General features: G+C 31.5%; 26 protein-coding genes, 1 riboswitch and 1 other annotated feature. Of the genes, 2 read left to right on the forward strand and 24 right to left on the reverse strand.

Going from position 1 to position 25,497, the window contains the following annotated elements:
• Positions 1 to 107 precede the first annotated feature (107 nt).
• Complete coding sequence (gene asnA, locus OC535_RS05440) at positions 108 to 1,115, forward strand: aspartate--ammonia ligase (protein ID WP_498823342.1); 1,008 nt, start codon at positions 108 to 110, stop codon at positions 1,113 to 1,115.
• 171 nt (positions 1,116 to 1,286) lie between these two features.
• Here asnA and purB read toward each other — a convergent pair whose 3' ends face one another.
• From purB to OC535_RS05515, 15 genes are all read right to left on the reverse strand, one after another.
• Positions 1,287 to 2,672, reverse strand: coding sequence for an adenylosuccinate lyase (gene purB / locus OC535_RS05445; RefSeq protein ID WP_498823343.1), 1,386 nt, complete (start codon positions 2,670 to 2,672; stop codon positions 1,287 to 1,289).
• Position 2,673: 1 nt separating this feature from the next.
• A complete protein-coding gene (locus tag OC535_RS05450) occupies positions 2,674 to 6,435 on the reverse strand; it encodes a phosphoribosylformylglycinamidine synthase (RefSeq protein WP_498823344.1) in 3,762 nt (1,253 codons plus the stop codon).
• A gap of 9 nt (positions 6,436 to 6,444) precedes the next feature.
• Complete coding sequence (purD, locus tag OC535_RS05455; protein ID WP_227052675.1) at positions 6,445 to 7,695, reverse strand: phosphoribosylamine--glycine ligase; 1,251 nt, start codon at positions 7,693 to 7,695, stop codon at positions 6,445 to 6,447.
• An 18-nt stretch (positions 7,696 to 7,713) separates the two neighbouring features.
• On the reverse strand, positions 7,714 to 9,237 hold the full coding sequence (gene purH / locus OC535_RS05460) for a bifunctional phosphoribosylaminoimidazolecarboxamide formyltransferase/IMP cyclohydrolase (RefSeq protein ID WP_024720613.1): 1,524 nt from the start codon (positions 9,235 to 9,237) through the stop codon (positions 7,714 to 7,716).
• A complete protein-coding gene (gene purN / locus OC535_RS05465) occupies positions 9,238 to 9,831 on the reverse strand; it encodes a phosphoribosylglycinamide formyltransferase (RefSeq protein WP_024720614.1) in 594 nt (197 codons plus the stop codon).
• Positions 9,825 to 10,850 carry a phosphoribosylformylglycinamidine cyclo-ligase gene (purM, locus tag OC535_RS05470; RefSeq protein WP_498823345.1) on the reverse strand — a complete coding sequence of 342 codons (1,026 nt, stop codon included), beginning with the start codon at positions 10,848 to 10,850 and terminating at the stop codon, positions 9,825 to 9,827. Before purM ends, purN begins: the two co-directional genes overlap by 7 nt.
• A 16-nt stretch (positions 10,851 to 10,866) precedes the next feature.
• On the reverse strand, positions 10,867 to 11,568 hold the full coding sequence (purC, locus tag OC535_RS05475) for a phosphoribosylaminoimidazolesuccinocarboxamide synthase (protein WP_024720616.1): 702 nt from the start codon (positions 11,566 to 11,568) through the stop codon (positions 10,867 to 10,869).
• A gap of 23 nt (positions 11,569 to 11,591) precedes the next feature.
• Positions 11,592 to 12,080: a 5-(carboxyamino)imidazole ribonucleotide mutase gene (gene purE, locus OC535_RS05480; RefSeq protein ID WP_024720617.1), complete on the reverse strand. Its 489-nt coding sequence runs from the start codon at positions 12,078 to 12,080 to the stop codon at positions 11,592 to 11,594.
• 47 nt (positions 12,081 to 12,127) lie between these two features.
• Positions 12,128 to 13,798, reverse strand: coding sequence for a formate--tetrahydrofolate ligase (locus OC535_RS05485; protein ID WP_227052679.1), 1,671 nt, complete (start codon positions 13,796 to 13,798; stop codon positions 12,128 to 12,130).
• Positions 13,799 to 13,967: 169 nt separating this feature from the next.
• Positions 13,968 to 14,047, reverse strand: a riboswitch (ZMP/ZTP riboswitch).
• A 192-nt stretch (positions 14,048 to 14,239) separates the two neighbouring features.
• Positions 14,240 to 14,452, reverse strand: coding sequence for a hypothetical protein (locus OC535_RS05490; protein WP_024720619.1), 213 nt, complete (start codon positions 14,450 to 14,452; stop codon positions 14,240 to 14,242).
• 25 nt (positions 14,453 to 14,477) lie between these two features.
• Positions 14,478 to 14,834 carry a hypothetical protein gene (locus tag OC535_RS05495; protein ID WP_498823346.1) on the reverse strand — a complete coding sequence of 119 codons (357 nt, stop codon included), beginning with the start codon at positions 14,832 to 14,834 and terminating at the stop codon, positions 14,478 to 14,480.
• Positions 14,835 to 15,011: 177 nt separating this feature from the next.
• The gene (locus tag OC535_RS05500; RefSeq protein WP_420719057.1) at positions 15,012 to 15,713 is read right to left on the reverse strand and encodes a transglutaminase-like domain-containing protein; all 702 of its coding nucleotides are present in this window, start codon (positions 15,711 to 15,713) and stop codon (positions 15,012 to 15,014) included.
• Between the two features lie 34 nt (positions 15,714 to 15,747).
• Positions 15,748 to 16,425: a CPBP family intramembrane glutamic endopeptidase gene (locus tag OC535_RS05505; RefSeq protein ID WP_498823347.1), complete on the reverse strand. Its 678-nt coding sequence runs from the start codon at positions 16,423 to 16,425 to the stop codon at positions 15,748 to 15,750.
• A 34-nt stretch (positions 16,426 to 16,459) separates the two neighbouring features.
• Entirely contained in the window at positions 16,460 to 16,780 is a 321-nt protein-coding gene (locus tag OC535_RS05510; RefSeq protein ID WP_227052684.1) for a TfoX/Sxy family protein, read from the reverse strand.
• A gap of 269 nt (positions 16,781 to 17,049) precedes the next feature.
• Entirely contained in the window at positions 17,050 to 18,096 is a 1,047-nt protein-coding gene (locus tag OC535_RS05515; RefSeq protein WP_498823348.1) for a CapA family protein, read from the reverse strand.
• Positions 18,097 to 18,190: 94 nt separating this feature from the next.
• Here OC535_RS05515 and OC535_RS05520 point away from each other — a divergent pair, with 94 nt between their 5' ends.
• Entirely contained in the window at positions 18,191 to 18,640 is a 450-nt protein-coding gene (locus OC535_RS05520) for a GNAT family N-acetyltransferase (protein ID WP_498823349.1), read from the forward strand.
• Positions 18,641 to 18,727: 87 nt separating this feature from the next.
• Here the strand turns inward: OC535_RS05520 and OC535_RS05525 are convergent, their stop codons facing one another.
• From OC535_RS05525 to OC535_RS05565, 9 genes are all read right to left on the reverse strand, one after another.
• Positions 18,728 to 19,381 carry an ABC-2 transporter permease gene (locus OC535_RS05525; protein WP_498823350.1) on the reverse strand — a complete coding sequence of 218 codons (654 nt, stop codon included), beginning with the start codon at positions 19,379 to 19,381 and terminating at the stop codon, positions 18,728 to 18,730.
• Positions 19,378 to 20,229, reverse strand: coding sequence for an ABC transporter ATP-binding protein (locus OC535_RS05530; RefSeq protein ID WP_498823351.1), 852 nt, complete (start codon positions 20,227 to 20,229; stop codon positions 19,378 to 19,380). The genes OC535_RS05525 and OC535_RS05530 overlap by 4 nt, the downstream gene beginning before the upstream one ends.
• Positions 20,230 to 20,323: 94 nt before the next feature.
• Entirely contained in the window at positions 20,324 to 20,695 is a 372-nt protein-coding gene (locus tag OC535_RS05535; RefSeq protein WP_498823352.1) for a GntR family transcriptional regulator, read from the reverse strand.
• 140 nt (positions 20,696 to 20,835) lie between these two features.
• Positions 20,836 to 21,951: an aminotransferase class I/II-fold pyridoxal phosphate-dependent enzyme gene (locus tag OC535_RS05540; RefSeq protein WP_498823353.1), complete on the reverse strand. Its 1,116-nt coding sequence runs from the start codon at positions 21,949 to 21,951 to the stop codon at positions 20,836 to 20,838.
• Entirely contained in the window at positions 21,951 to 22,679 is a 729-nt protein-coding gene (locus tag OC535_RS05545; protein ID WP_024720629.1) for an amino acid ABC transporter ATP-binding protein, read from the reverse strand. The genes OC535_RS05540 and OC535_RS05545 overlap by 1 nt, the downstream gene beginning before the upstream one ends.
• Positions 22,672 to 23,352, reverse strand: coding sequence for an ABC transporter permease subunit (locus OC535_RS05550; RefSeq protein ID WP_024720630.1), 681 nt, complete (start codon positions 23,350 to 23,352; stop codon positions 22,672 to 22,674). The genes OC535_RS05545 and OC535_RS05550 overlap by 8 nt, the downstream gene beginning before the upstream one ends.
• 2 nt (positions 23,353 to 23,354) lie before the next feature.
• Entirely contained in the window at positions 23,355 to 24,098 is a 744-nt protein-coding gene (locus OC535_RS05555; protein ID WP_024720631.1) for a transporter substrate-binding domain-containing protein, read from the reverse strand.
• Between the two features lie 47 nt (positions 24,099 to 24,145).
• Positions 24,146 to 24,353 (reverse strand) — a binding site (T-box leader).
• Between the two features lie 50 nt (positions 24,354 to 24,403).
• Complete coding sequence (locus tag OC535_RS05560) at positions 24,404 to 24,658, reverse strand: hypothetical protein (RefSeq protein ID WP_024720632.1); 255 nt, start codon at positions 24,656 to 24,658, stop codon at positions 24,404 to 24,406.
• 31 nt (positions 24,659 to 24,689) lie between these two features.
• The gene (locus OC535_RS05565; RefSeq protein WP_034595226.1) at positions 24,690 to 25,451 is read right to left on the reverse strand and encodes an HAD-IIB family hydrolase; all 762 of its coding nucleotides are present in this window, start codon (positions 25,449 to 25,451) and stop codon (positions 24,690 to 24,692) included.
• Between the last annotated feature and the right edge of the window lie 46 nt (positions 25,452 to 25,497).

Here is a 25,497-nt window from a genome sequence, read left to right on the forward strand (position 1 = left end):
TCCGTTTATATCATAAATGTTTACAAAATTACTCTATTTTCTTATTGTATCCAAGCATTTATACATGTTACAATGTAAAAAAATATTAAAGGAGAGTTATTACTACAATGAAATTAATTATACCTGAAAATTATGATCCTGTTTTAGACTTACGTCAAACTCAGGAAGCAATCAAATATATTCGTGATACGTTCCAAAAAGAAATCGGAAGAGCTTTACAGCTATCTAGAATATCAGCTCCATTATTTGTTGAAAAAAATAGTGGTTTAAATGATAATTTAAATGGCGTAGAAAATCCGGTCTCATTTGAAATCAAAGAAATACCTGATGAAACAATCGAAGTCGTTCATTCTTTAGCTAAATGGAAACGAATGGCCCTTAAAAAATATGGCTTTAAAATGCATGAAGGTTTATATACAAATATGAATGCCATCAGAAAAGATGAAGCTGTTGATAATCTTCACTCATACTATGTTGATCAATGGGATTGGGAAAAAATTATTTCTAAATCTGAAAGAAACGAAGAAACGCTTAAACGTCATGTTTTAAAGATTTTTAAAGTAATCAAACACATGGAACATGAAGTTTGGTATAAATATCCTCATGCTGTTAATCGTTTACCTGATAAAATCTATTTTTTTACATCACAAGAATTAGAAGATCGTTATCCTGATCTAACACCAACTGAGCGTGAAACAGCAATGTGTAAGGAATATGGCTGCATCTTCGTTATGGGAGTTGGAAAGAAATTAAAAAGTGGTATTAAACATGATGGTCGAGCACCAGACTATGACGATTGGGATTTAAATGGTGATATCTTATTTTGGTTTGAACCACTTAAATGTGCCTTAGAAATTTCATCAATGGGAATCAGAGTTGATGAAGATGCTTTAGTAGAACAGTTAGAAGCTGAAAATTGTCTAGAACGTTTAGAATTACCTTATCATAAACAGATTCTTAATAAAGAATTGCCATATACTATTGGTGGTGGAATCGGACAATCTCGATTATGTATGTTATTACTAAAAAAAGCTCATGTCGGTGAAGTTCAAGCTAGTATTTGGCCTCAAGAAGTAATCGATGAATGCGAAAAACATAACATTCATTTACTATAAAACTAAATTCTTATTTATTAACTATAAAATGATATATAAAAATAAAGAAGGTTATCGCTATTAATAAATTCAAATAGCTATAACCTTCCTTTTATTTTACTTATTTTTATAATAAAAAGTTTATTCAATGAAGATTTAAAATCTTAAAGAATAAACTTTTTAATTTCAAAATTATTTATTTAAATCAATATCTGCTAAAACATTAGCTAAACCAATATAAGATGCTGGTGTCATTTCAACTAAAGTCTGACGATCTTGATCAGATAAGATATCTAAACTTTCTGCAAATTTTAAGATATCTTCTTTAGAAATACTCTTTCCCCTAGTTAATGCTTTTAAAGTATCATAAGCATCAGGTACACCATATTTTCTTAACATTGTTTGAATTGGCTCAGCCAATACTTCCCATTTTTCATTTAAATCACTAGCAAGTTTTTCTTTGTTTACAACACATTTAGCTAACCCATTCATTGTTTCATTGATTGCCTGTAATGAATAACCAAATGCTAAACCTAAATTTCTTTGGCTTGATGAATCAGATAGATCTCTTTGCATTCTTGATTTAGGTAATTTATTTGATAAAGCAACACAAATATTATTTGACATATCAACGTTTGCTTCACTGTTTTCAAAACGAATTGGATTAACTTTATGAGGCATCGTACTACTTCCAACTTCTCCTTTAACCGGAATTTGTTTAAAGTATTCCATTGAAATATATAGCCACATATCAACATCAAAATCCACTAAAACATTATTAAAATGGCGAATACCATCTAAAATATGGCAAGTATAATCATGACTTTCGATTTGTGTTGTCAAAGGATTAAAAGTTAAGCCCAAATACTCTTCAACGAATTTTTTTGCAAGACTTTGCCAGTCTTCATTAGGAAAAGCTGTTAAGATAGCACTATAGTTTCCCGTAGCCCCATTGAATTTAGCTTTAATTTTAACCGCTTCAATATTCTCGATACTTGATAAGAAACGATAAGCATAAACTTTAAACTCTTTACCAATCGTTGTTGGCGTAGCAGGCTGTCCATGAGTATGAGCTAACATCGCATCATCTTTATGCTCAGTTGCCCATTTATCAATAATAGCTGCAAATTCTTTAGCTTTTGGTAACCAGACATCTTTTAAGCCATATTTTAACATGCAGGCATAAGATGTATTATTGATATCTTCTGAAGTACAGCCGATATGAACAAAACTTTGTAAATAACCAAATCCTAAAGCATCTACTCTTTCATCAATGAAATATTCTACTGCTTTAACATCATGACGCGTTGTATTTTCAATTTCCTTAATTCTCGCAAAAGAATCATAGTTAAATTCACTAGCAATAGCAGTAAGTTTATCCATATCTTTTACATCAAATTTAGCTAAAATATCACTTTCAACATTTTCAATTAAAAATTTCAACCATTGAATTTCAACGAAAACTCTATATTTAACTAATGCATATTCCGAAAAATATTCTCCTAATGCATCTTTAACACCAGAATAACGTCCATCTAATGGACAAAGTGTCAAACATTCAAATTCTTGTTTTTCCATTCTATTTTCCACCCTTAAAATAATCTACACCAGCTTCAAATAATTTTTGGTCCATTTCACCATAAACATTTTTAAAGCGATTTTCACCTTGACGTTCACTATGTCCCATCTTACCGATGACACGACCATCACGTGAAATAATACCTTCAATTGCATACATCGATCCATTTGGATTATATGGTGTCTGCATTGTCACCTTACGATTTGGATCAACATATTGTGAGAATACTTGCCCATTTTCAAATAATTCTTCAATAACTTCTTTTGGTGCCACAAAGCGACCTTCACCATGACTAACAGGAATTGTATGAATATCATCAACATTTACATATTTTAACCAAGGTGATTTGACACTACCAATTCGTGTATCTACCATTTGTGAAACATGGCGTCCAATAGTATTGAAAGTTAAAGTCGGATCATTTTTAGACATCTCCTGAATCTTACCATATGGTAATAATCCTAATTTAACTAAAGCCTGGAAACCGTTACAGATACCGATCATTAAACCATCACGATTTTCTAATAAATCAGTAATTGCAGCTTTTAAGCGCGGATTCTTTAATACTGTTGCGATAAATTTACCAGAACCTTCTGGTTCATCCCCAGCACTAAATCCACCTGGTAACATCACGATATTAGCTTGTTTGATCGCTGCTTCTAATTCATCGATCGAATCTTTAAGCATTTGTTCTGTTTTATTTCTAATTAATACTAACTCAACTTTAGCTCCAGCTTTTTCAAAAGCCCGTTTTGAATCATATTCACAGTTTGTTCCTGGGAATACTGGAATCACTACTAAAGGTGTTTCGACAACTACCTTTGCTTTTAAATCTGATCTTGTCTGACAAGCTGCTACTTTAATTTCACTAGTTGGTGCCTTTTCTCTTGTTGGATAGACATTTTCTAATGGTGCTTTATTGATTGCATAAGCTTCATCTAAAGAAATCTTATCACTGCCATAAGATAAAACATCACTTTCATTAGTTGTAGCCACAATACGATAATTATCAAATGTACTTAAATCTTTTTCTGATTTAACTTCAATAATAATATTTCCATAATCACGAGCAACATAACTTTCTAGACTATTTTCGGTATTGAAAGCAACTCCAACACCATTACCAAAAGCCATTTTACTTACAGCTTCAATAACTCCACCGTCTTTTACAGTATATGCACTGTAAATTTTCTTTTCTTTCATTAAGGCCATGATTGCATCATACTGCTTTTGTAAATGATCAAAATCAAATACTCTATATTTATCTTTATTAATGATAATTTCAGCCAAAACATGTCCTGTTTCTTTAATTTCTGGTGTCATAATGTCATCAACTTCACCACTTGTAATTGCAAATGATACAAGTGTTGGCGGTACATGGAGTTCTTCAAAAGAACCAGACATACTATCTTTACCACCAATTGAAGGTAATTTTAAAGCACTTTGAACTCGATAAGCTCCCAGTAATGCTGCCATTGGTTTACCCCAACTAGTTGGATTATCTAATAATTTTTCAAAATATTCCTGGAATGAAAATCTAATTGTATGATAGTTTCCACCCATTGCTACTATTTTAGCGACAGATTCAACGATTGCATACATTGCCCCATGATATGGTGACCATTTTGAAATTAGCGGATTATAACCATAAGCCATGATTGAAGCTGTTGTTGTTTCTTTTCCTAATACTGGAATCAAAGCCGCCATCCCTTCAGTTTCACTATGATACTTAATTCCTCCAAATGGTGATAAAACTGTTCCATTACCAATTGAAGAGTCAAATCTTTCAATCAATCCTTTTTGTGAAGCCACACTTAATTTAGATAATGTATCTTTTACTGTTGAAACAAAATTTGTTTGTTTTTCTTCATCAAACGGTGTGTTATCAAAATCCGGTAAAGTGATTTTTACATCTTGATAACGTTTAGCTCCAGCTGCATCTAAGAAATCACGTGAAATATTAACAATATCTGCTCCCATATGTTTCATCACTAATCTATTTTCATCAGTTACTACAGCTACCTGGACAACTTCTAAGTTTTCTTTAGCACATTCAGCTTTGATAAAATCAGCATCTTTAGCATCAATAACGATAGCCATTCGCTCTTGTGATTCAGAAATAGCAAGTTCACTACCCGTCAAACCATCATATTTCTTTAATACAGCATCTAAATCAATAACTAATCCTGGTGCTAATTCACCTACTGCAACACAGACTCCACCAGCACCAAAATCATTACAACGAACAATTTTTTCACTTACTTCTTTATTTCTAAATAAACGCTGAATCTTTCTTTCTTCAACTGGATTACCTTTTTGAACTTCAGCTCCTGCTGTTTCAATCGATTTAATATCATGAGATTTAGAAGAACCTGTTGCACCACCAATTCCATCACGACCGGTACGTCCTCCAATCAATAAAACAATATGATCTTTTAATGGTTCCAAACGTTTAACTTGTTCTTTCGGAGCCGCAGCTACTACTGCACCAAGTTCCATTCTTTTAGCGACATAACCTTCATCATAGATTTCATGGACATAACCTGTTGTTAAACCGATTTGATTTCCATATGAAGAGAATCCATGAGCAGATTCTTGACATAGTTTACGTTGTGGTAATTTCCCTTTCATAGTCTCTTCCAATGATTTACGAGGATCACCAGCTCCTGTAATACGCATTGACTGATATACATAAGCACGACCTGAAAGCGGATCTCTAATTGCCCCGCCTAGACATGTTGCTGCTCCTCCAAAAGGTTCAATTTCTGTTGGATGGTTATGAGTTTCATTTTTAAACATCAATAACCATTGTTCATCACCATCAGTTGTATGTACAGTTATTTCGACTGAGCAGGCATTGATTTCTTCGGATACTTCTAAGTCATCTAAATACCCTGTTTTACGTAATTCTTTCATTGAGATCGTTGCAAGATCCATCAAAGTTAAAGGACGTTTTGTATCGATTCCATAAACTAAATGACGACTTGTTTTATAATCTTCAATATCTTTTTCTAAAATTTCTTTAAATGCACCATTTTCAATATCTAAATCAGTGATAACTGTTGCAAATGTTGTATGACGACAGTGATCAGACCAATATGTATCTAATACTTTTAATTCTGTTTCCGTTGGATCTCTTTTTTCTTCATTTTTAAAATAATCCTGGGTTACTTTTAAATCTTCATAGTTCATCGCCATCCCGTTGTCAGCTAAAAACTTCTCAAGACTAGCTTTATCTAATTCATTAAATCCCGTAATCGTTGGTACTGGTTTAATATCTGGTGCTTTATCATTAAGATCTTCTGGTTTATCCAAACTAGCTAAACGCTGATCGACCGGATTGATTAAAAAGCTTTGGATCTGTTTTAAAACAGTATCCTTATCACCTGTAAAAGTAATTGCAAAGACTCTTGCACATTTTACTTTAGCAGTTGTATTTCCAGTTAAAATTGCAAAACATTGTTCACATGAATCAGCTCTTTGATCATATTGACCAGGTAAAAATTCAATAGCAAAAATAGCTTCATCATCATTTTTAGGGAAATCTTCCTGATAAACATCATCAACCATTGGTTCTGATAAGATAGTATTAATACCTTGAGCTAAAATATCATCACTAATACCTTGAACATCATAACGATTAATGATCCTTAATGTCTTGATATCTAATCCTAATTGTTCAATTAAATTATGTTTAATTTCATTTGCTTCAGTTGCATACGCTGCTCTTTTTTCAACATATATCCGTTTTACCTCACTCATAATATCCCCCTATCTAAGTCCAATGTCATTACGGTAATATTTACCATCAAAATCGATTTTTTTAGCTACAGCATAAACTTTACTTCGAACATCTTCTAATGAAGAACCAGTTGCACAAATATTTAAAACTCGACCACCACTAGTCACTAATTTACCATCTTTGATAGCTGTTCCAGCATGGAAAATTACACAATCATCACAATCATCAATATTTTTAATTTCAATTCCTTTTGGATAACTTCCTGGATAACCACCACTTGCAAGCACTAAGCAGGCAACATGTTGATCATTCCATTTAACTTCAACATCTTTTAACGTCTTAGTCGCACAGGCAACCATAATATCATATAGATCGCTATCTAAGCGTAACATGATCGATTGCGTTTCGGGATCACCAAAACGAACATTAAATTCTAAGACTTTTGCTTTACCATCTTCAATCATCAAGCCAATAAAAACAACACCACGATAATCCATCTGATCAGCCTTTAAACCTGCCATAAAGGGCTCTAAAATATCTTTTTTCAATACTTCATCCATATTTTCAGGCATAAATGGATTTGGTGAAACAGTTCCCATACCACCAGTATTGGGACCAGTATTACCATCATAAATTTGTTTATGATCTTTAGCACTTACCATTGGAACGATCGTTTCTCCATCAGTAAAGCATAATAATGAACATTCAAATCCTGTTAAAAATTCTTCTAACACAACTTTGCTGCCAGCACCATCTAAGCTACCATCGATCATCATTTCTTTTAATGTAGTTTTAGCATCATCAAGATTATCAACAATGACAACACCTTTACCAGCAGCAAGTCCATCGGCTTTAATAACTAAAGGATAATCAAACTCCTTAATAGCTTCAACTGCTTCTTCATAACTATTTACTTCTTTGTATTTAGCAGTTGGAATATTATGTCTAACCATAAAATCTTTAGAAAATGCTTTACTTCCTTCCAAAGTTGCTGCCTGTTTAGTTGGCCCAAAAGCCATAAATCCAGCCGCTTCTAAGTCATCAGCCAAGCCGTTACATAAAGGAACTTCAGGCCCAATGACAGTTAAATCTATTTTGTTTTCACGAACAAAATTAACGATCATTTCATTATCTTCAACACTACCACTAATACATTCACCGATCTTAGCAATTCCCGGATTACCTGGAATTGCATAGATCTGATCAACTTTATTACTTTGGTTTAATTTATAAGCAATGGCATGTTCACGTCCACCACTACCAATTACAAGTACTTTCATAAGTTCTAAACCTTTCTATTAATGTCTAAAATGCCGGTATCCTGTAAATACCATTGGGATCCCTTTTTCATTACAAAAATCAATTGAATCCTGATCACGAATCGAACCACCAGGTTGAACGATTGCCCCAATTCCGGCATTATAAGCAACCTGGGCACAATCACTAAATGGGAAGAACGCATCACTAGCAAGTACTGCCCCATTAAAATCTTTATCAGGATTATTATGGATTGCATTTTCTAATGCCCAAACTCTTGAAGTTTGACCACCACCAACAGCTAGTGTAACGCCATTTTTAACGATACAGATAGCATTAGATTTAACAAATTTAACGACCCGCATTCCAAATTCCATATCACTGAGCTGTTCTTCCGTTGGTTTAGCTTCAGTTACACAATTCATCTCTTTGATCATTTCAGTATTAATATCTTGAACTAATACCTTACCTTCTAAATATTTAATATCATATTTAGCTTCTCTTACATCAATATTTTTAAGTTTTAAAATTCGTAAATTTTTCTTTTTCTTCAATACTTCTAAAGCATCATCATCAAAATCTGGTGCTGCTACGATTTCTAAGAAGATCTTGTGCATTTCTTCAGCTGTCTTTTTATCAATTTTATAGTTAACAGCAACAATTCCCCCAAAAATACTTTGTGGATCAGCTTCATAAGCTTTCATATACGAATCATAACCATCTTTACCGATTGCTACACCGCAAGGAGTTGAGTGTTTAATGGCCGCTGTTACGATTTGATCTTTAAATTCACGAACTACCGCTACAGCCCCATATAGATCATTAACGTTATTAAATGAAATTTCTTTACCATGTAATTGTTCATAATCTAATAAGCTGTGCTGTACAAATGGATCAACATAACTATTTGCTCTTTGCTGTGAATTTTCACCATAACGTAAATGTTCTGTTTTCTTTAAACTAATATTTAATGTATCTGGGAAATCATCACCAACAACACCTGCAAAATAACGAGAAATCATGGCATCATAGGCCCCTGTCGTTGAAAATGCTTTATATGCAAGATTTAATCTAAAATCAAAATCGTCATTATTTTCTTTAATTGCAGATAAAACATTATCATAATCTTTAGGATCAGTAACAATTAAAACATCTTTAAAATTCTTTGCTGCTGAACGAATCATTGAAGGACCACCAATATCAATATTTTCAATCATCTCAGCCATTGGTTTACCTGCTTTTAAAGCTTTTTCAAATTCATATAAATTAACACACACTAAATCAATTGGTTGAATATCCATTTCTTTAACTGTGTTTACATGTTCTTCTAGATCACGACGGAATAATAAACCGCCATGAACTTTAGGATGTAATGTTTTAACCCGACCATCTAAAATTTCTGGAAATCCCGTTACATCATCAATTGCAATACATGGGACATTTGCTTCCTGTAATTTTGCCATTGTTCCCCCTGTAGAAACAATTTCAAATCCTAACTCAACTAACCCTTTACAAAAATCAACAATACCATCTTTATTCGTAACACTAACTAATGCTCTTTTCATTTATTTCACCTTAGCCCTTTCATTTTCGATAACGATCTTACCATCACAATACAAAGCTACTGCTTTAGGCAAGATACGATGTTCGATTTCTAAAACTCTAGCCTGAATATCCTCAGGATCATCTAAATCATCAATATTACAAGCTTCTTGAAGTATGATTGGTCCTCCATCAACTTCTTTATTGACAAAATGAACTGTTGCCCCTGTTACTTTAACACCCCGTGCTAATACTTTTTCATGAACGTGCATACCATAATATCCTGGCCCACAAAAAGAAGGAATAAGTGATGGATGAATATTGATGATCTTATTTGGATAAGCATCAATCAGTACATCAGTAAGAATTGCCAGATAACCTGCCAAAACAACTAAATCGACCTCACGTTCTTTAAGCATCTTAACGATCAATTCATCATCTTTTCTAACGACTGCTGTTTCAATTCCGGCTTTTTTAGCCCGTTCTAGACCAAAAGCATTTTTACGGTTAGAAATAACCAAAACGATTTTTCCATTAATACTTTTATTTTCAACTGCATCAATAACTGATTGTAAGTCTGTTCCCCCACCAGAAATAAAGACAGCAATCTTTAACATAACTTGACTCCTTTATCACCAGCTTCGATATTACCAACTACATAACATTTATCACCAGCAGCTTCAATTGCTTCCATCGCTTTTTCAACATCATCTGGATCTAAGGCAATGACCATCCCAAGTCCCATATTGAATGTGTTATACATCATCTCTTGAGCAATATCACCATTTTTAGCAATTAAATCGAAGATTGCTGGAACTTCATAGCTGTCTTTGTTAATAATTGCTTTAACTCCTTCAGGTAACATTCGTGGAACATTTTCAAAGAATCCACCACCAGTAATATGAGAGCAGCCTTTTACTTTAATACCTGCATCTTTAATATTTTTAAGTGCCTTGACATAAATTCTAGTTGGTTCAATCAAAGCTTCACCAAGTGTCTTACCTAATTCATCATAATATGTATCTAATGATTCTTTGCTCATTTCAAAAACCTGACGTACTAGAGAAAAACCATTACTATGAACACCACTTGAGGCAATCCCTACTAAAACATCTCCAGGTTTGATATCTTCACCATTGATAATATCTTTTTTATCAACGACCCCAACTGCAAATCCTGCTAAATCATAATCATCTTCAGGCATTAATCCAGGATGCTCAGCTGTTTCACCACCAACTAATGCACAACCAGATTGTTTACAACCTTCAGCTACACCACTTACGATCGTTGCAATTTTTTCAGGATAATTTTTTCCACAAGCAATGTAATCTAAAAAGAATAGCGGTTCACCACCAGAACAAGCAATATCATTTACACACATCGCAACTGCATCGATTCCGATCGTATCATGTTTATCCATGATAAATGCTAATTTTACTTTTGTCCCACATCCATCAGTTCCTGACAAAAGAACAGGTTCATCCATCTCTTTGATTGCACTTAAATCAAAGGCTCCAGCAAATCCGCCAAGCCCACCAAGAACTTCTGGTCGCATTGTTTCTTTAACGTGTTTTTTCATTAATTCAACAGATTTATATCCTGCTTCAATATCTACTCCGGCCTTTTTATAATCCATCTTTGGTCTCCTTTTATTATTTTTGCATTCTTGCTAAAACTGCTTTATAAGTTTCAATCAAATCACCGATATCTTGTCTAAATACATCTTTATCATATTTTTGATTAGTTTCAACATCCCATAAACGACAAGAATCTGGAGAAATTTCATCAGCTAATAAGATTTCACCATCAGCTGTTTTACCAAATTCAATTTTAAAATCAACTAATTTTAAATTTAAGCTTAAGAAGAACTCTTTTAATAACTCATTGATTTTTAAAGTTTCTTGTTTAATAAAATTATATTCATCTCTTGTACATAATTTTAAAGCTATTGCATGATCTTCATTGATCAAAGGATCTCCATAATCATCATTTTTATAGCTTAATTCAAAGATCGGTTCATCTAAAACAATTCCTTCTGGAGCTCCTAATCTTTTACAAAAAGATCCTGTTGTAATATTTCTAATAATTACTTCCAATGGGAAAATATCCACTTTTTTAACTAAAATATCACGATCATTTAATTTCTTGATCATATGTGTTTTGATTCCCGCTTCTTCAAGCATATCAAAGATAATACAAGAAATTGTATTATTTAAAACACCCTTACCTTCAAACTGATCATGTTTAACACCATTACCAGCTGTTGCATCATCTTTATAGTGAATTAAATATTCATCATCTTTATCAGTCTTATAAACTTGTTTTGCTTTTCCTTCATATAATAATTCTGCCATTTTTCTAATTTCTCCTTTTACCTTTATTTATATTTTGCCATAACTTCCACATTTGCTTCCATCGCTTGAACTTCCATTTCTTTACGATAAGCAACTAATTTTTCTTTAATGCTTTCATGTTTGATAGCCATGATCTGTAAAGCTAAATAAGCCGCATTTTTACTTCCATTGATTGCTACAGTTGCTACTGGAATTCCTGAAGGCATTTGTACGATTGATAATAAAGCATCCATTCCATCTAAAGTTGCTCCACTAATTGGCACCCCAATTACTGGTAAAACTGTTTGTGAAGCAACAACACCAGGTAAAGCCGCAGCCATTCCGGCAGCAGTAATGATTACTTCTGTTCCATCTGTTTCTGTTTCTTTAATAAATGAGCTTAATCCTAAATGTGCGCGATGTGCTGAAAGACATCTAACATTTACTTCAACACCATAATCTTTCAAAATTCCAATTGCTGGTTCAACCTTGTTTAAATCACTAGTAGAACCCATAATAATTGCTACTTTCATAATTTCACCCTTTCTTTTTAAACCACTAAAAGTGACCTGCGTCACTTTTAAAATAAACCGACAATCTTACCATCTTTATCAATATCCATATTAACTGCAGCTGGACGTTTTGGCAGTCCCGGCATTCTCATAATACTTCCTGAGATAGCCACTAAAAATCCTGCCCCTGCAGAAGGAATAAGATCATTGATCTTAACCGTAAAACCACTAGGTCGTCCTAATAATGTCGCCTGGTCTGATAAAGAATATTGAGTTTTCGCTACACAAATTGGCAGTTTTCCTAACCCTTGAGCTTCATACTTCTTCATCTTTGTTAAAACTTTTTTATCAAAGGCAACACCATCAGCACCATAGATTTCTTTGGCGATGGTTTCGATTTTTTCTTTAATTGATATATCTAAACTATATAAAGGCTGATAATTAGCTTCTTTAGTATCTAAAATTTCTAATAATTTTTCAGCTAATTCAATACCCCCATCAGCACCTTTTTCCCATACTTTAGAGATTGCTACATCAACCCCTAATTTATTACATGTATCTTTTAATAATTGTAATTCAGCTTCTGTATCCGTCGGAAATGCATTAATAGCAACTACAGAAGGAATATTATATTTAGCAATATTTTCAATATGTTTTTCTAAGTTTTGAACACCTTTAGCTAAAGCTTCAAGATTTTCTGTTGATAATTCTTTTTTATCAACGCCACCATGCATCTTTAAAGCTCTAACAGTCGCTACGATAACTACCGCTTGAGGATCAAGACCAGCTTGCCGGCATTTGATATCTAAGAACTTTTCAGCCCCTAGATCAGCTCCAAACCCTGCTTCAGTGATTGCATAATCACCTAATTTGATTGCAAGTTTAGTAGCCATAACTGAATTACAGCCATGAGCAATATTAGCAAACGGTCCCCCATGAACAAAAACGGGCGTATGATCCAATGTTTGAACTAAATTTGGTTTGATTGCATCTTTTAATAATAAAGTAACCGCACCAGTTGCTTCAATATCGTCAACTGTAACTGGATTTCCTTCATAGTTATAAGCAACGATCATTTTGCCAGCACGCTCTTTTAAATCTTCAAGACTAGTAGCCAGACATAAAATCGCCATTACTTCACTAGCAACGCTAATATCAAAACCATCTTCACGTGGCACACCGTTTAATTTTCCACCTAAACCGCACACTGTATGACGTAAAGCGCGGTCATTTAAGTCAACTACTCTTTTCCAAACGATATTACGAACATCAATATTTAACGGATTTCCTTGATGAATCGAATTATCAAGCATCGCTGCGATCAAATTATTAGCAGCAGTAATAGCATGAATATCGCCAGTAAAATGTAAATTGATATCTTCCATTGGAACTACCTGAGCATATCCGCCCCCAGCAGCTCCCCCTTTAATTCCAAAACATGGTCCTAAAGATGGTTCTCTCATTGCTACAACTGATTTTTTTCCCATTTTATTTAAAGCCTGAGAAAGACCGATCATCGTAGTTGTTTTCCCTTCTCCAGCCGGTGTGGGATTGATCGCTGTAACAAGAACTAATTTCCCATCAGGATTATTTTCCAAACGATTAATTGCTTCAAGAGCAATTTTTGCTTTATATTTCCCATATAATTCTAAATCATCATCTTCTAAACCAACTTTTTTAGCAATCTCACTAATTGGTTCCATCTTCGCACTTTGTGCAATTTCAACATCAGTTAACATAACGCCACCCTTTCACATATAATTTTTAAAATATAAATCTAAGGTCAGTCTCTATCAAAATAAAAATACAACTAATTTATATCATATTTCCACTTTTTTCTCAACTAGTACAATAGTTTAAAAACAAGCATTTTGACCATAGAATTAAAAAAGAGCCTACACCTATCCAGACTCTTGCCCAGACGGTCGGCTCTTCAATGATTATACTCCCTGTGGTTAATTCCACTTCCGTCAGTCGTATAACTATTTGCATGATATCATTTATTGATTCAAGATTCAAGCATTTACTACTAAAACAATTTAATTTTATAAAATTACTTAAAATTAATAATTCTTCAAATTTTATATACTATCCAATTTTCTATAAATTTTGATACAAACAAGCATTCATAAAGACTGCCTCTTTATATATAGATATGAAATTACAAAACTAAAATTTATCTACTTTTTCTTTGGAATCGCCATGCCTATCAACATTCCTAAAATAAGACCTAATCCAGTGCACATTCCTCCCCAGGCAATTTGTCCAAACATGGCAAGTATAGCCATACCTGCACTTCCTGCCATAACACCGAAGCACATTCCCAAAGTCATATAATTTTCTTGTTTCTGCCCATTTTCATTTTTTACATTCTTTAATTTCGCTTTCTTCATTTACAGTACCTTTACAAATTCTCATTTATTTAACCATTTGACTCTTATATTTTCTTTGTGATTTAACACTTAAAATTATTGCAATTATAGGTGATATAACTACACCTATGATCAAGAACGATATCCATAGCCCACTATCCTTATAGAGCAAATACATAGTAACTTCTAAAAAAATTAAGAAAATGATAAAGAATATATTCAGGTTTTTAGTATCTTCTTTCCAGTATGTTTCTTTATCTGAAGCATTTAAAGATTTATAAAATTCATTTCCATTATCATAATCTCGAACAACTTTTATTTTAGAATTTCTTATTATATTCATTAGAAACCATGTTACTAAATATACTACATTAATAACACTAATTAAAATGATATTTTTCATTTAATATCAGCCTCTCCTTTCACTGATAATATATTGTCATCGATTTTGATTTATATATTATACTATATTCTCATTTGCTTTACGATAAAAAGAATATCGTTATTTAACCTAAAGCAATAAATATAATATACTTTAAAATATTTTTTGAAAAATCACATAAACTATTATCAAAATTTATCAATCAACATTTCTTATCTTTCTTATATTGCGATTCATTAAATGTCTGCCTAAATTTCTATATAGAAAAGCTTTAAATACTGACATTTCTTGGTGATGTTCTTTAAGTAAATCGTCTGGACAATCATATATTCCGAAGTCTTGATTGATCCCTTCACTTTGAATATAAGTATTGTTACGCTCAAAATCAATTACAGGATTGTGGAAATCTTTTACAGCAACACCATATCCGCAAAAAACACCTATACAAGTAGCGTTTATGCTTTGTAATCTTGAGAGGTATTCTTTATCTAAAATAAATGCCTCAAGTTCATACCATACTCCGTCCAAATAGACTTCAACCCAACTATGAAAAATATTTTTAGGTGCTTTTTTGTATACAATACTCGTCATTGCACCTTTTTGTAATTTTTTATCAATCGTAAAACCATGTACCCGACATGGGACATTTACCCCACGAAGCAATGCCATGAAAAGCGTTCCTTTTGTATTACATTGTCCATATCCATCAGACAAAACTTCCGCTGCCGAAATACTATCATCCTCATTATATCCAAATAAAATTTCATCACGAACAAAATTGTATATCTGCTTGATACGATTGTAGATATCAATATCTTTCCACCCTCTATCACTTATTAAATGTTGTATATTGACATCTGAAAAATTTAACATCGGTGTTTCTTTCAAATATCTCTCCATATAATTTACCCTTTCATAAATTCTCATTTATCTTTTATACTCCACCAATAAATAATACTGACATTAAATCATATATTGTATGTACTATTATTGGGTTCCATATAGTTTTTCCTTTTTTTAATAATATACAAAATACAATACCCCAAATTAACGCACTAATAATTTGAACAATTATTCCTACAAAATCAAAAGTACCAAATCTTAAAAACTTAATAAAATATGATGGAAAGTGTAATAATATAAACAACAATGTCGTTATTATAGTTGCTTTTTTATGCGACATAATATTAACCAATGAATTATATCCCCAACCTCTAAAAACAATTTCTTCAACCATTCCAACAATAATATATTTAATAACTATTAACCATAAAATGATTTCACTATTAATCCAAAATCCTTTATGATTTACTATCATCATTACAAATATATAAACTAATATAATTGTTATAGTTAAAACTAACGACTTATTAAATATAGGTTGAGAAAATAATTCATTTTTCTTAAATTTTAATTGATTGTTATATCTAATAATTAAAAACATTGCAGGAAATATCCATATAAATCTACTTATATATCCATAAATATATGTTCCAATATTATTGTTAAAAATAAAGTTTGAATATCCCCAAGCATCTGTAATCATTGCCCAAAATACTATAAAACTGATAAGTGTTAATATAATTTTTTTTGCATTAAGTTTTTTATCCACAATATTCTTATTCCCCCTACAAATTTTCATTTATCTATTTCTTCCTTTTTTGTTTTGGGATTGGTAATTCTTCATACATAGCATTAAACAAACCTGTTAAAAATTCCTTATTATCAACCTCATCTACAAACAACATTTCTTTTGCCCCCTCATAAGGCAATTCATATGAAACTGTTGACATGTAGCTGATCGCTGATTTTACTGGCTTTACAAGCAACCTATCATCATAGATACCACCTACGATTTTACCACGATAGTAAATAATAAATTCTCCCATCATCGCTCGATACGTAATTTCTTCTAACTCTGATAACTGTTCCAAAATAAATTGTAAATATTCTTTACTTGACGCCATAATTTCACCTCAAATTCAATTTATTTTTGTATCAAAATTCTAATATTTCAAAATCACAACTTTTATAGTTGATCTTTCATTTTTACTATATTAATATGATCTATCATTTACTTATCTGTTTAATATCTTTTAAGCTACGCTTGTTTTTTAAAGAATTGATATGTATTTAAGAAAATCAAAGATAAAACAAGGGATTTGTATCAGCTTAACAAAAATAAGAATCATTGGTTTATAAATTTTTACTACTGAAGATTAAAAATAAAATATTGTCAATAACTATATTTTTGAATTTTATCTAAAACTCTTTGTTTTTCACTACCATCTAAAATCATTGGCTGATAATTATTTCTGCCCTTAACTGAAGTTATTGAACATGGAATAATTTCATGACTATCACCGGAATAATTACCATCTGTAAAATTCATCGTAATAGAATAGATCATCGAATCTGTATCGCTAGGATTACGATTCCCACCAAAACAAAAATTTCCTAAAGAATAAACGATCTGTTTACCATTATACTCTTCAACACCCTGAACAACATGAGGATGCGAACCCATGACTAAATCAGCGCCACTATCAATTGTAAATTTAGCTAATTCACGTTGATCACTATTAGCATAATATTCGCGTTCTATTCCCCAATGATAAAATACTACGATTGCATTAGCCCCCTGATTATTTTTTAAATCATCGATTGCATTTTTTATTGTTGCACGTTCTTGTTCATTATTCATGGAAAGAGACATTGAACGATATCCCAAAAAACCAATTTTAATTCCCTTAACCTCTTTAACCCACGCTGTTTCATAACCAAAATAACCAATTTTCTTTTCGTCTAATACTTGTTTAGTATCTTTCATACCCTGAGTATAATAATCTTCTGAATGATTATTTGCTAGTGAAACAAGTTCAACACTACCACTAGTTAAAATATCCGCATATTCTTTTGGTCCACTAAAAGGAAACTGCTTTTCCACATGAGATGTTGCACTTGTCAACGGACCTTCAAGATTAACGATCGTTAAATCATCATTTTCAAAAACACTTTTAACATTTTTTAAAAAATATGTCGCATCACTACCTTGCTTTGCATATTCTTGATTAAATGAACCATCGTAAATCTGTCCCGCATAATTTCCTAGTGTACAGTCCCCAGCAAAACTTAGTTTCACACTTGTTTTAACCGGTTCATGTTTCTCTTCTGTTTGTACTTTTTCATCATTTTCTGTACTCTCATTGCTTTCTTCTTCAGTAATAAAAGAGCATCCAACAATAAAAAATAGCATTATTAAACAAAGTAAAATCTTTTTCATATCCTTTCCACCTCTTTATTAAAAGTATATCATACAATGAAACCTTTTACATTAAATAAAACTTTGATATAATACATATCAGGAAGTGAAAGAAATGATAAAAGAAATAAAAAATAAAATGGATTTTGATGAATTATTAACTGAAAGCGACCCTAATATCAACCTAGTTAGAGATTATTTAGAAAACGGTAAATTATATGGCTATTTTGTAAACGATGAGCCTGTATCATTTATTGCTGTTGAAATTCTCGATGGTGAAGTAGAAATTAAAAATATTTTAACTTTAGTTGCATATCGAGGTTGTGGTTATGCTAAAGCTTTAATTAAATATGTTGAAGATATCTACAGTGCTTATGATACATTTTTGATTGGTACTGCAAACTCAAGTTTAGAAAATATAACTTTTTATACTCGTTTAGGTTATGTGTATAGTCATAGTATCGAAAATTTCTTTTTAGACTATTACCCTAAAGAAATCATCGAAAATGAAATGCAGGCAACTGATCTAATGTATTTTAAAAAAAGCAGAAAGGGTTTGAATTAACACAACATGTAAAAAAACAGTCGATCAAATTGACTGTCTTTTTATTGATATCTCAACTTTAGATAAATATCATTGATAAAATATTAACTAGAATTCTTTTTTATTCATAATACCTACGCTAATTTTAAATGATAACAAAAATATGATCATTGCTATTATTGATCCTGCCATGATCAACATTTTCATACTCATTACTGGTAAATTATTAAACATTGTAATTAAATCAACATTGAATAATTCAGCAGCTTTAATTACACCAATAACAATGATAAATATCAAACCAATAGCCCCAATAATTGCAACCCGACTTTTTTCACCACCAAACTTAAATTGAAAAGGGAGCATAACTGCCAATATTATCAGTAGTATTGGTAAGATTATTAAGGCAATCAATATTGTATCCTCGATTAAAATTGTATCTTTTATTATTTCCACAACAACAGTAACAATGATGGCAAACAACCATGAGATTCCTCCAACAATCAAACCAAATCCATATTTTTCTAAAATATAATCTTTTCTAGTAATTGGCAACGAAAATAAAAAAGCATTACCATTATCAAATTCATCATAACTAATAGTACTTAAAGTAAATAAAGAGCCAACAAATGTCATATATCCGATGATAAATGGTGCATTTTCCATAAAAATAGCCATTATACCAGCAATTGCGATAATAGTAATAAAAAAATTTTTTTGTCCTTGTAATAGTTTAAAATCTTTGATCAATAAACCTTTCATAGTTTATCACCCCTTATCATCATTGTGATTACTTCATCAATATTCCCTTTTTCGATTGCTAGAGAAGGATAATTATCAAGATAATATTGTCTCTGGTTTGTAAGACAGCTATACCCATAGCTTTCTTTCTTCAAACAAAGAAGATATTGTTTATCTAGACTAGCATACTGCTTTAAATCAACTTTCAATAAAGCATAATCACTCAATAAAATATCAGTATCTTCATGCATAATGATTTTTCCATTATCAATCATATAAAGGTCATCACATAAATTTTCTAAATCACTAGAAATATGCGAACTAATTAAAATAGAATGAGCCTCATCTTTTTCCATAAATTCTCTTAATATATCCAATAATTCATCTCTTGCAATAACATCTAATCCAGCTGTTGGTTCATCAAGAATCAATAATTTAGCATTGTGAGAAATTGCAACTAAAACTTTTAATTTTGCTTTCATCCCCGTTGAAAATTCTTTGATTTTCTTATTACGAGGTAATTGAAATCGTTGTAACTGTTCAATAAAAAATGATTTATCAAAATTTTTATAAAGATTATCTAAAACAGGAATAATATCATTAATCGTTAAATATCCACTAAATCCTGAATCAGATAAAACCACACCTAGATTCTGCTTATCTTCAGCATTAAAATTTTGAATATCTTTTCCAAAAACACTAATGCTTCCTTCATCAATAGAAATCAATCCCAATATTGCTTTAAATGCCGTACTTTTACCAGCACCATTTTGTCCAATTAATCCCGTTACACATCCTGGCATGACCTTTAAGGAACAATCTAATGAGAAATTCTTATAAAATTTTTTTACATGTTCAATTTTTAACATAATTTCCTCCATTTCTGTTTGCCTTCATCGATAGGGTACAAACATGTGATTAAAATTTCAATCTACTATTAATCTAAAAAGTTTATTTTCACGTTTATCCTTCCAAAATCAATTCAAATAAAGTTTTAATATCTTCATCACTTATACCACATCGTCTTCCTTTTTGAATTGCTTTTTCTAAATCGGCTTCAACCTCTTTTTTTTGTTCTTCCAGCAAAAGCTCAGTATTAGTAGCAGCCACATATGTCCCTTTACCATGAACAGTTATTGTAAAACCTTCATTTTCTAAAGTATCATATGCTTTTTTTACCGTTAAAGCACTAATTTTAAGTTCTTTTGATAAAGTGCGCACAGATGGTAGATTATCATTTTCTTTTAGTTCTCCATTACGAATCAAGAGTTTGATTTGATCTACTATTTGTTCATAAATAGGAACCATAATTGCATTATTTATAATTATTTTCAATTTATCTCCCCCCCTTTATAAAACAGTATATAACAGTGCAAAACTGTAGTCAAGTGTTATATACTGTTTGTCACAAAAATATATTACAAATAAAAAAACAGTTGATCATTATTTAGATAACTGTTTTAATAATTAAGATATTATTTTTTTACATTAGAATGTAACCATTTTGAAAACAACTCTAAACCTACCTGGATATCTTCGCTTTTATTAGCAAAACCAAAGCGTAGATGATATTCTTGATTAAAACAAGCGCCAGGAACAAAGAAAACACCGGTATCTTTTTGTAATTTGAGACATAGTTCTTTTGATTTGATTGGCAGGTTATATTTTAGAAAAGCAATCGTTCCCGCTTCAGGAACAACACAATCAACTAAAGGTTCCTTTTTTAACCACTCGATTAAAATCTGACGGTTAGTAGTAATGATTTTCTTACTTCTTTCAATAATTCTATCATAATTTTCAATTACTACAGCAGCTAAATAATCATTTAGATAACCAGTTGAAATAATATGATAATCACGTCGATCATTTATCATTTTAATAATTTCATAATTAGCTTTGATCCACCCTAATCTAAGCCCCGCAAAAGAAGTTACTTTTGATAAACTGCTCGTTGAAATTCCTCGATCGTATAAATCACTGATAGCTATTTCATCTTTACCTAAACCCTGATAAACTTCATCGCAAAGAATATATAAATTATATTTTTTAGCTAACTTGACCAATTTCAATAAAAATTCTTTAGAAAATTTTGTACTTGTAGGATTATTAGGATTAACTAAACAAATCATCTTCGTATTTTCTTTGATTTCTTTTTCAAAATCTTCTAATTTAGGTAACCAGTTGTTTTCCTCTTTTAATTCAATTAAGCTTGTCTCTACCCCAAACGATTCTGGAAAAGAATACATTTGTTGATAAGTCGGTGTAATCGTTATTAAATGATCATTTTTTTCTAACAGCGAAATTAAAACTAATTCATTTGCATTGATACAACCATGACTAATTGCAATATTATTCAAATCACCAGTTTGATACAATTTTGCGATTCCTCTACGTAAACGCTCACTGCCTGTAATAGGTCCATAATCCAGCTTCGTCGTTAATAAATCATTGAGCAGCTTGTCTTTATCATCTACAAATTCTAATAAATCATTGATGCTCATTGAGGCAACACATGTCTCCGCCAAATTATAACGATAATCGACTTCATGCTCTGTCATCCAGGCTTCAACATCAAAAAAATCAATTTTCACTAATGCATCACCTTGCTTAAAAAATCTTTAGCACGTTCAGATTTAGGATTCGTAAAGAAATCTTTTGAAGGACTATCTTCTATTATTTTTCCATTCTCTAAAAAAATCACCCTATCACCAACTGTTCGTGCAAATCCCATTTCATGAGTAACTACGACCATCGTCATTCCCTCAATCGCTAATTCCTGCATTACTTCCAAAACTTCAATAACCATCTCTGGATCCAAGGCACTAGTAGGCTCATCAAATAACATGACTTCAGGGTCCATACATAAAGCTCTTGCAATCGCTACTCTTTGTTTTTGACCCCCTGATAATTTATTAGGATATTCATCTTTTTTATCCAACAACCCAACACGTTCTAATAACTTACAAGCTTTTTGTTTTGCTGCTTCTTCATCTGCTTGTAATACCTTAATTGGCGCCAGTGTCAAATTTTCCAAAACAGTTTTATGCGGAAACAAGTTAAAATGCTGAAAAACAAATCCCATCTTTCCTCTTAAAGCTTTGAATTGTTGGGAATCAGTACTATCAAGTAATTGATTATTTATATAAATTTCTCCAGATTCTGGAATTTCTAATCCGTTTATACAGCGTAAGACAGTACTTTTTCCACTTCCACTTGGACCAATCAAACAAACGATCTCACCTTTTTTTATTTCTAAGGAAACATCATTTACAGCTTTCAAATCTTTAAATTGTTTAACAATATTTTTAACTTTAATCACTTTCAGATAACTTCCTTTCTATCTTTCTTGCAAAATAAGATGTAGTCAGCGTCATAATCAAATAAAAAACTGCTGACATTAGTAATGGTGGAATTAAATTAAAGGTGTTAGCTCCTAAAATTTGCGCTGAATATAATAACTCTGTAGCTCCTAAAACCGAAATCAATGATGAATCTTTGATCAATGTAATAAACTCACTAACTATTGGTGGAACGATTCTTTTAAAAGCCTGAGGCAAAATAACCAGCTTCATCGTTTGACTATAATTCAATCCTAAAACTTCACATGCTTCCCACTGACCTTTATCAACTCCCATGATTCCACTACGAATCAACTCAGTTGAATAAGCTCCACTATTAATACTCATAGCTACAGCACCACAAACATAAGGATCGGGTATAAACCTTTCTCCTGTAATTGCTCTTACCATTAATGGAAAAGCAATATATAAAAATAATATTTGTAGTAACATCGGTGTCCCACGAATCAATTCAACATAAATATTTCCAATAATTCTTAAAATCTTATGTTTAGAAATTTTTGCTGCAGCTCCCAAAACGCCCAAAATCAATCCAAACACTAAAGCACAAGCAGCTAGTAAAAGCGACTTACCAGCTCCTTGTAATAAAAAGATCAAATTATCAGCAGTAAAAAATTCAATTAACGCATTCACGATTATGCTCCCCACTTAGTTTTTAATTCTTGATATTTATCTGATCCAACAAAAGCCTTTAAAGCTTCATTAATATCATCCATTAATTCTTGATTATTTTTATTAGTAATAATTAGATTTTCCTCTTCCAATAAAGTTTCATCTAACATTCTATAACCAGCTTCTTTAACATAGTTTTTAGCTACAGCCTCATCCAAAACAACTGCATCGATCCCACCAGAATTTAATGTTTCAATCAAAACTTTAACATCTTTAACAGACTTAACATTAGCATCTTTAATATCATTAGCAACCCCTTCACCAGTAGATGCTAACTGAGCTCCGATATTTTTACCCTCTAAATCTTTAGCTGTAGTAATTGGACTATCATTAGCAACTAAAGCAACTTGTCTAGAATCATTATATTTGTTTGACCAAATAACATCTTTCCATTCTTCATGAAAAGTAAAACCAGAAATACCCAAATCAATTTGATCAGCTACTAAACTAGTCGAAATAGTGTCAAATGAAAGTTTTTTGAATTCATATTCATAATCATGTCCATTTTCTTTCATGATATTAAATAACTCTTCGGTCATATCAATATCAAACCCTACCATTTTATCACCATCTAATGATTCATATGGTGGATAATCAGGTGATATCCCAATTAAAATTTTCTTACTCGAACTACCAGCATTTCCACCACAAGCAGCCAGTGAAACGGCCATTACACAAACTAACAATACTTTTAATAATTTTTTCATTTTTCTTCTTTCCTTTCTCCAGCAAAAATAAAAATCTCTTAGCTAAGCTAAGAGACGAAATTTCCGCGGTACCACTCTTATTGATATAAAGATTATATCCCCTCTTGTCTGTAAAGTAGACTTACTGACTATCCTACTAATAATTCAAATAGTCCTCTTCAAAGTGCGGTTCATTTAATCTTGTTTACTGATCTTACACCACCATCAGCTCGCTTAAAAACGCAATTAAACTACTCTCTTTATCAATGAGTTTATAATATATAGTTGTATTATATAAAAAATCAATTTATTGTCAACTGTTTTAGTTATTTTATCTTAAGAAATTTATGATTAAAGTGATCAATTTGTTTACAAGTTTTCTCTAATATTTCATTATATCCTTCTAATTCATTTAAAGTCTCATCAAGCATCTCATTTGTTTGATTGATCATCTCGATATTTTGATGATATTTTTTTGTATTTAAACGTTTTCTTTCATCACTACGAAGTAACATCAAACAACCAATGATCAATAATCCAAAAATTCCTACGATCATTAAAAACCATTTTATTATTTCCATCTAATCACCTACTTTAGTATACCACATTTTTTCATTCAATCCACCCAAAATATTTACATGCATATTCAATACCCGCTTCTTGACTCGATTTGGTAATAAAAGTGGCTGCTTTTTTCACCTCATCTACAGCATTACCCATTGCAATAGAAATTGGAGCCTGTTTTATCATCGAAAGATCATTGATTCCATCACCAAATACAACAATATCTTCTTTATTACCTCCTAATATATCAATCATTTTTAAGATTCCACGATATTTATCCATCGGTTCAATAATCAAATAGCTGTCCTGATAACGAACATGACCTATTTTATTAAGAGAACATAATTGTTTTTCTTCCTCTTTTAAAATCATAATAAAAATTTTATAAATATTTTTAATCTGATGAAAATCAAGATTTTCATCAACAATAATTTTATTATGCATTTGATAATTATTGATCAAGTTGTTACAACTATATAATTCATAAGTATCATTCAGTGCCAATCCAAAAGCAAAATTCTTTTTAATACACTCATCGATAATTTCCAAACACATAGTATGATCTAAAGGCTCATTTTCCAATAATCGATCATCTACAACAAGTCCATTTCCACCATTACATACTAAATTATCGATTTTGACCAGACGACTAAATTTTCTTGCATTCCAATGAGCACGACCAGTTGCTATCGCAACAAAATGACCATTTGCTTTTAATTTTTCTAATGTTTTAAATGTTGAATCTAAAATGACTCCATTACTATTTTGATTAGTTAAAGTCCCGTCGATATCAAAAAAGAAATATTTCATCAAGATCACCTCTTCTAACATTATAACTTATCTAAACAAAATAACA

The organism is Clostridium sp. Marseille-Q5894 (assembly GCF_946902305.1).
Classification (GTDB): Bacteria; Bacillota_I; Bacilli_A; order Erysipelotrichales; family Coprobacillaceae; genus Thomasclavelia.

Coding starts and splice junctions, on each gene's coding strand:
- asnA (WP_498823342.1), top strand. CDS start 108: ATGAAATTAATTATACCTGAAAATTATGATCCTGTTTTAGACTTACGT.
- purB (WP_498823343.1), bottom strand. CDS start 2,672: ATGGAAAAACAAGAATTTGAATGTTTGACACTTTGTCCATTAGATGGA.
- OC535_RS05450 (WP_498823344.1), bottom strand. CDS start 6,435: ATGAGTGAGGTAAAACGGATATATGTTGAAAAAAGAGCAGCGTATGCA.
- purD (WP_227052675.1), bottom strand. CDS start 7,695: ATGAAAGTACTTGTAATTGGTAGTGGTGGACGTGAACATGCCATTGCT.
- purH (WP_024720613.1), bottom strand. CDS start 9,237: ATGAAAAGAGCATTAGTTAGTGTTACGAATAAAGATGGTATTGTTGAT.
- purN (WP_024720614.1), bottom strand. CDS start 9,831: ATGTTAAAGATTGCTGTCTTTATTTCTGGTGGGGGAACAGACTTACAA.
- purM (WP_498823345.1), bottom strand. CDS start 10,850: ATGGATTATAAAAAGGCCGGAGTAGATATTGAAGCAGGATATAAATCT.
- purC (WP_024720616.1), bottom strand. CDS start 11,568: ATGGCAGAATTATTATATGAAGGAAAAGCAAAACAAGTTTATAAGACT.
- purE (WP_024720617.1), bottom strand. CDS start 12,080: ATGAAAGTAGCAATTATTATGGGTTCTACTAGTGATTTAAACAAGGTT.
- OC535_RS05485 (WP_227052679.1), bottom strand. CDS start 13,798: ATGTTAACTGATGTTGAAATTGCACAAAGTGCGAAGATGGAACCAATT.
- OC535_RS05490 (WP_024720619.1), bottom strand. CDS start 14,452: ATGAAGAAAGCGAAATTAAAGAATGTAAAAAATGAAAATGGGCAGAAA.
- OC535_RS05495 (WP_498823346.1), bottom strand. CDS start 14,834: ATGAAAAATATCATTTTAATTAGTGTTATTAATGTAGTATATTTAGTA.
- OC535_RS05500 (WP_420719057.1), bottom strand. CDS start 15,713: ATGGAGAGATATTTGAAAGAAACACCGATGTTAAATTTTTCAGATGTC.
- OC535_RS05510 (WP_227052684.1), bottom strand. CDS start 16,780: ATGGCGTCAAGTAAAGAATATTTACAATTTATTTTGGAACAGTTATCA.
- OC535_RS05515 (WP_498823348.1), bottom strand. CDS start 18,096: ATGAAAAAGATTTTACTTTGTTTAATAATGCTATTTTTTATTGTTGGA.
- OC535_RS05520 (WP_498823349.1), top strand. CDS start 18,191: ATGATAAAAGAAATAAAAAATAAAATGGATTTTGATGAATTATTAACT.
- OC535_RS05525 (WP_498823350.1), bottom strand. CDS start 19,381: ATGAAAGGTTTATTGATCAAAGATTTTAAACTATTACAAGGACAAAAA.
- OC535_RS05530 (WP_498823351.1), bottom strand. CDS start 20,229: ATGTTAAAAATTGAACATGTAAAAAAATTTTATAAGAATTTCTCATTA.
- OC535_RS05555 (WP_024720631.1), bottom strand. CDS start 24,098: ATGAAAAAATTATTAAAAGTATTGTTAGTTTGTGTAATGGCCGTTTCA.
- OC535_RS05560 (WP_024720632.1), bottom strand. CDS start 24,658: ATGGAAATAATAAAATGGTTTTTAATGATCGTAGGAATTTTTGGATTA.
- OC535_RS05565 (WP_034595226.1), bottom strand. CDS start 25,451: ATGAAATATTTCTTTTTTGATATCGACGGGACTTTAACTAATCAAAAT.